Origin of the sequence: Myxococcus sp. AM010 (assembly GCF_013372585.1) — a bacterium.
GTDB classification, from domain to species: domain Bacteria; phylum Myxococcota; class Myxococcia; order Myxococcales; family Myxococcaceae; genus Myxococcus; species Myxococcus vastator.
The window spans coordinates 66,512-78,039 of sequence record NZ_JABXEO010000032.1; the positions used below are offsets into that span (position 1 = coordinate 66,512).

At 70.7% G+C, this 11,528-nt stretch carries 11 protein-coding genes; 2 read left to right on the top strand and 9 right to left on the bottom strand.

The window, feature by feature from the left end:
- Nucleotides 1–62: 62 nt before the first annotated feature.
- From HV826_RS16850 to HV826_RS16875, 6 genes are all read right to left on the bottom strand, one after another.
- Nucleotides 63–824 carry a PH domain-containing protein gene (locus HV826_RS16850; RefSeq protein ID WP_176418047.1) on the bottom strand — a complete coding sequence of 254 codons (762 nt, stop codon included), beginning with the start codon at nucleotides 822–824 and terminating at the stop codon, nucleotides 63–65.
- Nucleotides 817–1,398, bottom strand: a complete 582-nt coding sequence (locus HV826_RS16855; RefSeq protein WP_176418048.1) for a PH domain-containing protein — start codon at nucleotides 1,396–1,398, stop codon at nucleotides 817–819. The genes HV826_RS16850 and HV826_RS16855 overlap by 8 nt, the downstream gene beginning before the upstream one ends.
- A gap of 124 nt (nucleotides 1,399–1,522) precedes the next feature.
- Complete coding sequence (locus tag HV826_RS16860) at nucleotides 1,523–2,926, bottom strand: hypothetical protein (RefSeq protein WP_176418049.1); 1,404 nt, start codon at nucleotides 2,924–2,926, stop codon at nucleotides 1,523–1,525.
- Nucleotides 2,927–2,976: 50 nt separating this feature from the next.
- Entirely contained in the window at nucleotides 2,977–4,416 is a 1,440-nt protein-coding gene (locus HV826_RS16865; protein ID WP_176418050.1) for an aldehyde dehydrogenase family protein, read from the bottom strand.
- Between the two features lie 38 nt (nucleotides 4,417–4,454).
- Complete coding sequence (locus HV826_RS16870; protein ID WP_176418051.1) at nucleotides 4,455–5,906, bottom strand: aldehyde dehydrogenase family protein; 1,452 nt, start codon at nucleotides 5,904–5,906, stop codon at nucleotides 4,455–4,457.
- A 28-nt stretch (nucleotides 5,907–5,934) separates the two neighbouring features.
- A complete protein-coding gene (locus tag HV826_RS16875) occupies nucleotides 5,935–6,618 on the bottom strand; it encodes a TetR/AcrR family transcriptional regulator (protein WP_176418052.1) in 684 nt (227 codons plus the stop codon).
- Nucleotides 6,619–6,716: 98 nt separating this feature from the next.
- Between HV826_RS16875 and HV826_RS16880 the strand changes: the two genes are divergently transcribed.
- A complete protein-coding gene (locus HV826_RS16880; RefSeq protein WP_176418053.1) occupies nucleotides 6,717–7,349 on the top strand; it encodes a phospholipase D-like domain-containing protein in 633 nt (210 codons plus the stop codon).
- A 135-nt stretch (nucleotides 7,350–7,484) separates the two neighbouring features.
- Nucleotides 7,485–8,816, top strand: a complete 1,332-nt coding sequence (locus HV826_RS16885; protein ID WP_176418054.1) for an ATP-binding protein — start codon at nucleotides 7,485–7,487, stop codon at nucleotides 8,814–8,816.
- A gap of 4 nt (nucleotides 8,817–8,820) precedes the next feature.
- Here HV826_RS16885 and HV826_RS16890 read toward each other — a convergent pair whose 3' ends face one another.
- From HV826_RS16890 to HV826_RS16900, 3 genes are all read right to left on the bottom strand, one after another.
- Nucleotides 8,821–9,477 carry an ABC transporter ATP-binding protein gene (locus HV826_RS16890; RefSeq protein ID WP_176418055.1) on the bottom strand — a complete coding sequence of 219 codons (657 nt, stop codon included), beginning with the start codon at nucleotides 9,475–9,477 and terminating at the stop codon, nucleotides 8,821–8,823.
- 312 nt (nucleotides 9,478–9,789) lie between these two features.
- Nucleotides 9,790–10,563 (bottom strand): helix-turn-helix transcriptional regulator, encoded by a 774-nt coding sequence (locus HV826_RS16895; RefSeq protein ID WP_176418060.1) that lies wholly within the window; start codon nucleotides 10,561–10,563, stop codon nucleotides 9,790–9,792.
- Between the two features lie 80 nt (nucleotides 10,564–10,643).
- Nucleotides 10,644–11,528, bottom strand: an 885-nt coding sequence (locus tag HV826_RS16900) for a fatty acid desaturase (RefSeq protein ID WP_176418056.1), incomplete at its 5' end; no start/stop codon positions are given.

An 11,528-nucleotide genomic window follows, 5' to 3' on the forward strand; every position in this document is an offset into this window, starting at 1 on the left:
CGTGCCTGCCGCGGACACCTCGCCGTGCGCGCCTCGCGGCTGCTGGGGACGGGGCCGCGGGCTCAGGACTCCGCTGGGCCCTGCTTGGACCAGGTGCTTCGGAGCGCACGGACCTCGGCCAGCAGCTCCTGGGCGGCGGCGTGCGTGGTGGCCGAGGGTGGAGCCGACGGAGGGAGGGCCGGCTCGGGAGGCTGCGGCTCGCCCAGCCCCGCGTCCCGGTGCATGCGCACGCGCGTCATGATGACGTCGCGAATCTCCTCCGGGTTGTTCACGCCTCGGAAGTGGGCCTCGTGCAGGCCCTCGGTGTGCGCGGCGTCCGCCTCCTGCGAGCCGCGGCCGCCGCCTCCCGCCGTCTCCACCTTCACGTTGGCGATGCCGAGCACCCGCTGGAGCGGGTTCTGCCGGATGGAGACCTGCTGGATGTTGGCGAAGGTCATCGTCTTCTCCTGGAGGGAGACGAGCCCTTCCCGGATGCGCAGGCTCCGGTCGGAGAGGATGTACCAGCGGAACTCGTAGTCGAGCCACGCCACCAGGAAGCTGATGGGAAGCTGCACGATGAAGGCGAGCCAGGCGAAGGCCTCGACGACCCACACGACCTCTTCTGCCCAGCGGAAGGGCAGGTGCGGGACGAACCGCCTCAGCGCCACCCAGCCGAAGAGCAAGCTCACCGTCAGCCCCACCTGCTTCAGTGCCCAGTGAAGCAACTGGTACTGGCGATGCCGGGGCGCGGCGCGGAAGACGCGCACCATTCTCCCTTCAGGGATGTGTGGCGCGGGCGGGACCTTGAGCAGGCGCAGCAGCCAGGCGTGTCGCGTGTCAGACATCCTGCTTCTCCCGCGTGGCGCCGCTGTCCAGGCTGAGCCGCAGGGCGCGCACCTCCTCGGCAATCTCACGGAGCGTGGCCGCCAGCGCGTCAGGGTCACCCTCGGGCACGGCGCGCGCTCTCTCCTGCGTGGGGGTGGGCCGCTCCCGGCTCCCGCGCATCCGCGAATAGAGGAAGTCCCGCATGGCCGCGTAGGCGGGAACGCCCTCGATGGTGATCTCCGCCTGTGAGTTGCCGCTCGCCGTCTGGATTTGGATGCGCGCCAGCCCCAGCCAGCGCTCCAGCAGGTTGCTGGACAGGTGGATGTCCTGGATGCGCGCGTAGGTGAGGGACACCTCCCGCCGGAAGAGGATGCCCCAGCGGACGGTGATGCCCTCGTCGTCCAGCGTGTAGCGCAGCGTCTGGAACTTGAAGTAGCGGATGAGCCCGAGGATGGGGAAGCCGGGCCCGGCCAGCAGCGCGCTGGCGAGGTAGTAGGTGAGCAGGCTCCGGTGCGGCTGCAGCACCGTGGGCAGGCGCGACAGGAAGCCCCCGTCGCGGGGCGCGGCTGTGAGGGCGTTAGGCGATTCGGTCATGGGCGGCCGTGCGGGGTGGTGGTGCTACGGACGGGCGTTGGCGCGATTGCACCGGCCCATCCGCGATTCTGCGCCCAGGCGAGGGCGCAAGCCACCTCTCCCAGGCGTCACCGCTCCCGGTGAATCAGAGCGGGGCGTCCGTCGCGCAGCTGGGCGTGGCGCTCTCCGCGGTCAGCCGAGCGAGCGACTTCGGGGCCGCGTCCGTGTACGGCGAAACGCCGAGCACCAGGCACGTCCGGTACACGAGCGCGCGGCTCGCGGGGAACGCGGTGATGGGGAGCGAGGCGCCGGCGTTGAAGTACACGGAGCCCAGCGCGGAGCCATAGAACGGGCTGCTGCCCCAGGCGAACTTCTTGCCCGTCACCGGCGTCGCGGCCGACAGCCCGCTGTACTGCGCGGACTGGAAGGGCCACTCGCCCGCGGAGAAGCCCCCGCTGAGCAGCGCCCGCCCCGAGGCCGCTCGCGTCGTCCCGGTGTTGAGGCTGTAGCCGCCGTACACCAGCCCGGTGTCCTGGCCGAGCTTCAGCTCGACGAGCCCCAGCTCATACAGCACGCCGGAGGCAGGGTGCCGCGCCAGCAGCGCGTGGTACTTGCGTGTGTTGCCGATGGGCTCGTTCCATGTCCAGTTCGCCTCGGTGGTGAGCGCGCCCGCGGCGGCCACTCCAGTCGTGAAGTGGTGGAGGGAGTCGCCCCACTGCACGTTGTTGAGCGTGGCGCTGGCGGTGGCGTCCGCGAACTCGACGACGCCGTAGGGGCCGCGCATGTCGAAGGACAACTGGCCCGCGGTGGCTTCGCTCAGGTCCATCCGCGTGTCGATGCGCGGGAAGTCCGTGCCCTTCTGGAAGACCCAGTGGATGGTGACGGGCACCATGAACTTCTGGTGCGCGGCGTCCGCCGCCGCCGTCGCCTCCGTCACGTTGGCCATGGCGGCGCGCGTGCCCCACTTGGGATACCGCAGCGTGAAGCGGTGGCTGGCGGAGGTGGACGCCGGCGCTATCTCCGAGCGCGAGGCCTCCACCGGGAAGCCCAGCCCCAGCGGCGAGTCGTCCTCGCCATGCCGACCCGCGATGGTGCCGGACGTGCCGTCGTCGAAGGTGCGGTACAGCTCGTGGGCCACGAAGTAGCCGAAGCCCGCCTCGCCGCCCGCCGTGCCATCCACCGTCACCGTGCGCCACTCCGCGCCAGCGGGCACCTGATACGTCATCTGCACCGCGTAGCCGCCGTTGCCAGCGGGAGACTGCCGCTTGAGGGACACCGTGCGCGGGCGGCCCTGGGCGTCCGTCCAGGCGTAGCGGTCCACGGGGATTCCCGCCACCGTGGTCGTCTCGCGAGAGACGCCGTCGCCCTGCTCGGAGGTGGGCTCGGGGCCGGCGTCCGGAGCACCCGCATCCGGCGTTCCGCTGTCGCCGCTGCCTCCGTCCGTGACGCCAGCGTCCTCCGGTCCATCTCCTGAGTCGCTGTCGCAGGCCCCCAGGGCCAGCGTCATTCCCAGCCAGAGCCCAGCGAACCGTCGTCCGTTCTTGGTCATGGGCACAGTTATCCCGGAAAACGGGAGACTTGTGCCAGGGCGGCCCGGCCCTACTCGAACAGCCGCCCCGCCAGCCGCGTCAGCTTCTGCGCCTTGCCGGTGAAGGGCGGGAAGAACAGGTGGAGCAGGGACGTGCGCCCCTGGCGCAGCACCGCGCGCTCGTGGCTGAAGGTCCGGAAGCCCGTCTCGCCGTGATACGCGCCAACGCCGCTGGCGCCCACGCCGCCGAAGGGCAGGTTCGGATTCACATGGTGCAGCACCACGGTGTTGATGCATGCGCCGCCCGAGCGCGTCTCCCGCAGCAGCCGCTCCACCGTGGCCTCGTCATTGCTGAACACGTAGAGCGCCAGGGGCTTGCCGTCCTCGCGCACGTGCGACACCACCTCGTCCAGGGACTCGAAGCGCAGCACGGGCAGCACCGGCCCGAAAATCTCCTCGGCCATGATGGGCGTGTCCGGCGTCACGTCCGCGAGCACCGTGGGCGCGATGTAACGCGACTCCGCGTCCACGCCGCCGCCCGCCACCACGCGCGCGCCGGCCTCTACGGTGCGGTCCATCAACTGGCGCACCCGCGTGAAGGCGCCGTCATCCACCATGCGGCACAGGTCCAGGCTCGCGCGGCGCGCCTCCTCGGTGCGGCCGTAGAAGCGCTCCAGGGTGTCCTTCACCGCTTCGAGCAGCGCCTCTTCCTTCGACGCATGGACCCAGACGTGGTCGGGGGCGATGCACGTCTGCCCGCCGTTGAGGAACTTGCCCCACACCACGCGCTCGGCGGCGGCCTCCACATCCGCTGTTTCATCGACGATGACGGGCGACTTGCCACCCAGCTCCAGCGTCACGCTGGCCAGGTGCTTCGCCGCCGCTTCCATCACCCGCCGGCCCACGCGGGCTCCACCGGTGAAGAAGAAGTGGTCGAAGGGCAGCCGCAGCAGCGCCTCGCCCACCTCCGGGCCGCCCTCCACCACGGTGACTTCCTCTGGGGGAAAGACGTCCTTCACCAGCCCCGCGATGAAGCGCGCCGTGTGGGGCGCCTTCTCACTGGGCTTGCACAGCACGGCGTTGCCCGCGGCCACCGCGGCCACCAGCGGCGCCACCAGCAGGTGGAAGGGTTGGTTCCACGGGGCCATCACCAGCACCACCCCCCGGGGCTCGTACCGCACCAGGCTGGACGTGCCGGTGAGCAGCAGGGGCGTGGAGACCTTCCGAGGCTTCATCCACGTCTTGAGGTGCTTCTGGATGGAGGCCAGCTCCATCAGGACGGGGAGGACCTCGGTGGCCTCCACCTCCGCGCGCGGCTTGCGGAAGTCGGCGTGGAGCGCCTCGGCCAGGGCTTCGCGCCGGGCGACGAGCAGCGCCTTGAGCTGCTCAAGCCGGGCCAGCCGTTCCTTCATGCCGCGGCGCGCCACCTCCCAGCGATGCGCATGGAGGCGGTCGAACGCCTCCTGCACGCCGTCCGGCATCCGTGCTTCTTCCAGCTTCACCACGCGCATCGCCTGGCTCCTTCCGGAGGTGCCCCGGCCTGGGGTGCCTACTCCATCAGCCGGGTCGCGCGGGAGGCCAGTTCCTGCGCCTTCCCGCGATACGGCGGGAAGAACACCGAAGCCAGCGACTTCATCCACTGAACCATCACAGCCCGCTCATGGCTGAACGTCTTGAAGCCGAAGTGGCCGTGGTAGTTCCCCAGGCCACTGGTGCCCACCCCTCCAAACGGGAGGTTGGGGTTCGCGAGGTGGACGAGCACGTTGTTCACCACCGCGCCACCCGACGTGGTGTTCTGGAAGATGTCCTCCACCGCCCGCTTGTCCTGGCTGAACACATAGAGGGCCAAGGGCTTCCCGCCCGCGCGGATGTGCGCGTAGACCTCTTCACGGGACTGGTAGGTGAGCACCGGCAGCACGGGGCCGAAAATCTCGCCCTCCATCACCGGGCTCTGGGCCGTCACGCCGGACAGCACGGTGGGCGCGATGTAGCGCGAGGCCCCGTCCGCCTCCCCGCCCACCTCCAGCTTCGCTCCCGCGGCCACCGAGCGGTCGAGCAGGTCCTTCACCCGCCGCCACGCCACCGGGTCCACCAGCCGCGACAGGTCAGGGCTCGCCTGCCGCTCCTGCTCCGTGCCGCCGTAGAAGCGGGTGATGGCCGCCTTGAGCGCCTCCAGGAACGCCCGCTCCTTCGACGCGTGCACGAAGACGTAGTCCGGCGCCACGCACGTCTGGCCGCCGTTGACGAACTTGCCCCAGCACAGGCGCTCCGCCGCCACGGCGACGTCCGCCGTTTCATCGATGATGACGGGCGACTTGCCACCCAGCTCCAGCGTCACGCTGGCCAGGTGCTTCGCCGCGGCCTCCATCACCTTGCGGCCGATGCGCGTGTTGCCGGTGAAGAAGATGTGGTCGAAGGGCAGCTCCAGCAGCGCCTCCGCCGTCTCCGCGCCGCCTTCGAACAGCGCCACCTCGTTCTCCGGAAACACGTCCTTCACCAGCTGCGCCAGGAAGCGCGAGGTGTGCGGCGTCTTCTCGCTGGGCTTGCAGATGACGGTGTTGCCCGCGGCGATGGCGGCCACCAGCGGCGACACCAGCAGGTTGAAGGGGTAGTTCCACGGCGACAGCAGCAGCGCCGTGCCGCGCGCCTCGTAGCGCACGTGGCTGGACGAGCCCGCCAGCAGCATCGGCGTGCCCACCCGCCTGGGCTTCATCCACGACTTGAGGTGCCGCACCGTGTGGTTCAGCTCCTCCAGCGTGGGGTGCAGCTCCGTCAGGTCCACCTCCACCGCGGGCTTGCGGAAGTCCGCGTGGATGGCGTCCGCCAGCTCCGCGCGGCGGGCGATGATGGCCTCGCGCAGCCGCTTCAGCCGGGCGATGCGTTCGGCGGCCGTGGTGCGGGACATCGTCCAGCGGTGCGCGCGCTGGGCCTCGAACACCGCGCGGATGCGCTCGGTGTCGGCGGTGGGCTGCGTGTTGGCTTGAGCAGTCGTTTCGAGCATGGGGTTCTCCAGGGGTGGGAAAGGGGACTCAGCGGGACTCCAGCCCGCGAAGAAGGGTGCTGAGGGCCGCCGTCAGCTCGGCGGTGAAGTCGACGCGCAGCGGCGCCAGGTGGGGCAGCGCCTCCAGCACCTCGCGCGCCACCGGGGCCACGTCCGCCATCTGCCGCAGGCCCGTCACCAGCGCGTGCAGGTGGATGAAGAAGCGCGGGCCGTCTCCGGCTTGAAGGAACGACAACCGCTGCTCCACCCGCGTCCCCGCGCGGAGCAGCGCCGCCAGCAGCCGCTCCTTGAACGGGCGGAGCTGCTCGGCCGTCACGTTCTGCTCCAGCACCGTCTGGAGCAGCGCCAGGAGCCGCGTCAGGGTCTCCTCGCCCTCCAGCGACTCGGCCACCGTGCGCGCCAACCGGGGGCTCGTCCAGGCGGCGGTGTCCTCCGCCAGCAGCCCGTCCAGCCGGTCGAACCACGCGAAGAGCAGGTCCTCCAGCAGCGCCAGGAACAGCGCCTCCTTGGTGGGGAAGTAGAGGAACACCGTGCCCTTGGCCAACAGCGCCCGGCCGGCCACGTCCGCCATCTTCACCTCGGCGTAGGACGTCGCCTGATACAGGGCCAGGGCCTCATCCAGGATGAGCCGTCGCCGCGCTTCCTTGTCCTCGTCCTTGCGGGCTCGCTGGGGCAGCGCCCGCTTCGCCTTCGCCGCCGGGGGGCTGACCATGACGCATGGATGAATGACCCGTGGTCATTCGTCAAGTGACTGAAGGTCATTTGTCCACTGGATGGCCAGGTGAGGGCATGTGTGGTGGAGTGAGTGCCATGCGTCCCATCGAGGCGGAGCTCCTGTCGGGCAGCGCGCTGTATCGGGAGGTGGTGTTGGAGAAGCTGCTCCACGCCCGGGAGTCGGTGTGGATGGCCACGGCCAACGTGAAGGCGATGTTCGTGGAGCACGGCGGCCGCTTCGTCCCGCTGGTGGACGTGCTGGACACGCTGGCGGCGCGTGGGGTGGCGCTGCGGCTGTTGCACGCGGAGCTGCCGAGCCGGCCCTTTCGCGCCGCCTTTGACCGGCGCGCGCGGCTGGTGGCGGGTGGCTTGTCGCTCAAGGTCTGCCCGCGCGTGCACTTCAAGGCGGTGGTGGTGGATGGCGCCTGGGCGTACCTGGGCAGCGCCAACCTCACCGGCGCGGGGCTGGGCGCCAAGGGCGACTCCGCGCGCAACTTCGAGCTGGGCTTCGTCACCGAGGACTTCGACGTCATTGACCGGGTGACGGCGCTCTACGAAGCGGTGTGGAGCGGCGCCGAGTGCAAGGCATGCAAGCTCCGCGCGGTGTGCCCCGACCCCATCCTGCCCGCGAGCAAGCGAGCGCCCGCGCCGCGCCGTCCACGCGCGGATGCCCCCCGTCTGGGCAAGGCGCGCCGTCTCCAGCGGGGCGTGAAGGCCGCGACACGCTAGGTTGGCCACACCGCGCGTCGGATGCGCCCGGCACGGATGGGAGGCGTCCGTGACTCGGGCTGAAATCGCGGCCCTTCCGCTGTAGCGTTCCGCCGTTACTCGCGCGCTGCTCGTCCCGCATCAGGAAGCCTCCCCGTGCGCCCGGCCACCCTCTCCGCCACCTCTCCTCCCGAGCTGGAGTCGCAGCTCAAGCTGCGGCGCCGCAACTTCCTCCTGTGCGCCGCGGGGCTCGCGCTGTCGCTGGTGATGCATCCGCTGACGCTGGGGCAGGTCGTCACGCAGGTGCTCTGGGTCCACCTGGGCTGGTGCGCCGCCTTCATCTTCCTGGGCGTGGCGGTGGGGGCCCGGTGGATGTCGCCGCGCTCCATTGGCCTGGCCGCCGCCGTCGTCAGCCTGGTGGGGCTCACGCTGGACATCCACTTCACGGGGGGCATCTACAGCCCCTTCTTCCCTTCGCTGTACGCGGTGCCGCTCATCATCTGCGTCTTCACGCCGGAGCACCGCCGTCCCACGCAGCTGGCCTGCGCTCTCACGTGGGTGTGTCTGCTGGTGACGTGCTGGGCCTCGGGCGCGTCGCTGCAGGTGGCGGTGTCGCAGGGCCTGTCCTTCGCGTTCGTGGCGTGGGTGTCCGTGCTCGGCTCGCAGACGTTCCGCCGCCTGCGGGACGCGGAGCGGGAAGCGGACGCGGAGCGGATGGTGGCGCTGGAGCGCCTGGCGGAGAGCGAGCGGCTGCGCGCCCAGGCGGACCTGCACCGCGCGGAGATGGAGCGGCTGGCGCTGGTGGGGCAGCTGGCCGCGGGCGTGGCGCACCAGGTGAACAACCCGCTGTCCTACGTGAAGTCCAACCTGGGCTACCTGGACGAGGAGCTGGGCGAGCCGTCGCCGGACGTGGAGGAGCTGCGCCGCGTGGTGGATGAGACGCAGCAGGGCGTGCTGCGCATCCAGCAAATCGTCACGGAGCTGCGCGACTTCTCTCGCGCCAACGCCCAGGACGAAGAGGCCTGCGCGGTGGCGGAGGCCCTGGCGAAGGCGCGCTGGCTGGCGTCCGCGGAGCTGCGTGGCCTGACCGAGGTGGTGGAGGACGTGGCGCCGGACCTGCCCCGGGTGCGCATGGGCCTGGGGCGGCTGGTGGAGGTGTTGGTGAAGCTGTTGCTCAACGCGGCCCAGGCCGTGGACGCCGCGCAGCCCCGGCGCCCGGGCCGCATCGTCCTGCGCGCGCGGACGTTCCAGGAGGGGGTGCGGCTGGAGGTGGAGGACAACGGCGCGGGCATCCCCGATTCCGTGCTTCCCCGCCTCTTCGAGCCCTTCTCCACCGTGCCTCGCGCCAAGGCCGCGGGGCTGGCGCTGTCGGTGTGCCGCGACCAGGTGGAGAGCGTCGGGGGGACGTTGTCCGCGGAGCACCGTCCCGACGGGGGTACCCGCTTCGTCCTCAACCTGCAGCCGGCGCCGCTGCACGCGCCCGTCTGACGCGTCAGCCGGTGGGGCGACGGAGCCCGGGCTCGTCGAAGAAGTCCCGGGGCGAGGCCTGGTCCACGAGCATCCCGTCATCGATGAGCAGCACGTGGTCGGCCACCATGCGCGCCAGCGGGAGGTGCTGCGTGACGAGCACCACGGTGCGTTCGGCGCGCAGCATCATCAGCCGCCGCGCCAGCCAGCGGACGCCGTCCGCCGTGAGCCCGACTTCGGGCTCGTCCAGGAGGACCAGGGGCGCCTTGTTCGCGATGGCGACGGTGAGCAGCGCCAGCCGCCACAGCCCTTCGGGCAGCAGCGCGATGGGCCGCTCGCGCAGGCGGTCCAGCCGCACCGCCGCCGCGGGCGCGCAAGCCCAGACGGACTCCAGCGTCTGGCGCGCCTGGGCGCCGAGCAGCTCGCCCAGGGGGCGCGACTCCGCGGGCCGGGATTGGGGCACCACCGCCTGCGCCGACACGGGGAGGGTGAGCTGGCCCCGCACCCAGAAGTCCGCGCCGCCTCCGAGCCGGTCGTTGACGAGGGTCCGCAGCAGGGTGCTCTTGCCACTGCCACCCGGGCCCAGCACCACGCTGGCGCGTCGCCAGGGCAAATCGAAGGAGAGCTTCGCCAGCACCGCGCGAGGGCCGTAGCCGGCGCCCAGGTTCCTGGCTTGAATCATGGCGCTGCGCTCCTTTCTCCATGCGAGGGCGGGAAGCGCCGGTGAAGTGGGCGTCGCGTTCTTTGATTTTGTAGTGTCTATGGATAAATATTGTCAATTCGCCGCGGAGTGCGGGAATCAGTCTGAAAGTCAGCTGAGAGTCGGAACTCCCGGAGTCCCGCGCGCCAGGTGTCGGACCCACGAGCTGTCAAAGACTTGCGCGTCACCCGCTGCGGCGCCCGGTCCCACCTGACAATGTATGGGAATGTTGAGCGCCTGTGCTGGCTGGCAGGGATTGCCGGGAGCCAGCGGCTTCCCGGCTCCGGAGCGTGACTACTCGGGGACGTCGGACGTGGCCGGGACGGGGACCTTGCCGGGCGCTCCGGCCGCCTCCTCCACCAGGGCCTCGGCGGGTGGCGGCGTGCCGTTGCCCCGCGGCTGCTTCTGCCTGTCTCGCCACGCGCTGGGGGACTCGCCCACCAGCTTGCGGAAGAGGCTGCTGAAGTGCTGGAGCGAGGCGCAGCCCACCTCCACCGCCACCGCGGTGAGCTTCATGTTCGACTCACGCAGCAGCGACTGCGCCATGCGCACCTGCACCGCGTTGAGCTCCGCCTGGAAGGACGTGCTGGCCTCCTTCAGCCGGCGCTGCAGCGTCCGTTCGGACATGCCCATCTCCCGGGCCACGTCCGACAGGTTCACTTCCGGCAGCCGGCCCCGCATCACCTGGTGCAGCTCTCGCAGCAGGGGCGACTGCCCGGTGGCCTCCGCGACCAGGCCGTTGAGCTCCGCCACCAGCGCCGCGGCCGCGGCCTCCGGCTGCCCCAACCACTGGAGGGCGGTGTCGGGGGCGGTGAAGGCCCGGCTGGGGTAGGCCCCGGACAGCAGCGTGTAGAAGCCGCCCACCACCGCGCCCACCACGCCTTCAGGCCGCACCAGCGCCTGCTTCAACACGGAGGTGCTGAAGTCCTTCTCGCGGGGCTGCATGTATTTGACCAGGGCGGCGAACGCCATGGGGTCCGCGGCCTCCAGCCGGCGCGCGTCCACCAGCGAGGCATGTGGCTTGGCGGGGGACAACTCCACGTCCAGCACCTGGACGAGCCGGCGCACCTCGGCCTCTCCGGGACGTCCCCAGAGGACGAAGCCGCACAGGTCCGGCGAGGCGTACCAGTGGAGGAAGCCCTCCCCGACTAGGTAACGGCCGTGGGGGTCCCGGCGGTAATCTTCGACTCCATCTGCCGATCGCACGGTTTGGCAGAATAGCGCTTCGCCACCCTGAGCACCCAGAACGGATTGATGGGGGAGAGCCCGGTAGTCAGCTCTGGGCGGAGCCTGGACGTCCGAGCGAGCTCCTCGGTGAGGGCCGGAAGCTCGTGCCAGGGCACCTGCGGCTTCAGGTGGTGGGCCTGGTGGTAGCCGGCGTTGAAGAACCACCGGTTGTAGAAGGCGGAGTAGGACGTGGTGCCCAGGGCGTCCTTCTGCTCGGAGTCCGTCTCGAAGTGGGCCGCCAGGTTGAGCCAGTGGATGCAGCACTGCGTCACCAGCAGCACCCCCCACCAGGCCAGGCCCAGCGCGGGCTTCCACACGATGAGCGCCAGCAGCACGCCGTCCACCACCAGGAAGTCCACCGCCAGCTCCATCCGCTGGTGCTTCTTCTTCGCCCACTGCCAGACCTGACCCAGCGTCTCATACGGCCACAGCCACGGCGTCAGCGCCGAGCGCAGGCAGTAGCGCAAGACGCGCTCTCCGGGACGGCGGCGGCCCCAGTCGCCCGGGCCGTCATCGTACCGGTGGTGGTTGAAGTGGTGGATGAAGTAGCCCCGGTAGGGGAACCCACACGCCATGCCCAGTGAGCGGGACACCACCCATTGCGCCAGGGGGGGCCGGGCAATGGACACGTGCATGTGGTTGTGCAGGACGGCGTAGTTCCAGAAGCAGATGGCCCAGCCCACCAGGCACATGGCCAGCCGCCCCACCCAGGGCAGCGCGTCCCAGCTCAGGATGAAGGCTGGGAACCACCCCCACCACAACGCATGAACCGCGAGCTGCGGCAGGTCGGCTGCAGGGGGCGAGGG

What these genes read in the sequence shown, in the direction of transcription:
- HV826_RS16850 (WP_176418047.1), bottom strand. Translation starts at nt 824, where the DNA reads ATGTCTGACACGCGACACGCCTGGCTGCTGCGCCTGCTCAAGGTCCCG.
- HV826_RS16855 (WP_176418048.1), bottom strand. Translation starts at nt 1,398, where the DNA reads ATGACCGAATCGCCTAACGCCCTCACAGCCGCGCCCCGCGACGGGGGC.
- HV826_RS16860 (WP_176418049.1), bottom strand. Translation starts at nt 2,926, where the DNA reads ATGACCAAGAACGGACGACGGTTCGCTGGGCTCTGGCTGGGAATGACG.
- HV826_RS16865 (WP_176418050.1), bottom strand. Translation starts at nt 4,416, where the DNA reads ATGCGCGTGGTGAAGCTGGAAGAAGCACGGATGCCGGACGGCGTGCAG.
- HV826_RS16870 (WP_176418051.1), bottom strand. Translation starts at nt 5,906, where the DNA reads ATGCTCGAAACGACTGCTCAAGCCAACACGCAGCCCACCGCCGACACC.
- HV826_RS16875 (WP_176418052.1), bottom strand. Translation starts at nt 6,618, where the DNA reads ATGGTCAGCCCCCCGGCGGCGAAGGCGAAGCGGGCGCTGCCCCAGCGA.
- HV826_RS16880 (WP_176418053.1), top strand. Translation starts at nt 6,717, where the DNA reads ATGCGTCCCATCGAGGCGGAGCTCCTGTCGGGCAGCGCGCTGTATCGG.
- HV826_RS16890 (WP_176418055.1), bottom strand. Translation starts at nt 9,477, where the DNA reads ATGATTCAAGCCAGGAACCTGGGCGCCGGCTACGGCCCTCGCGCGGTG.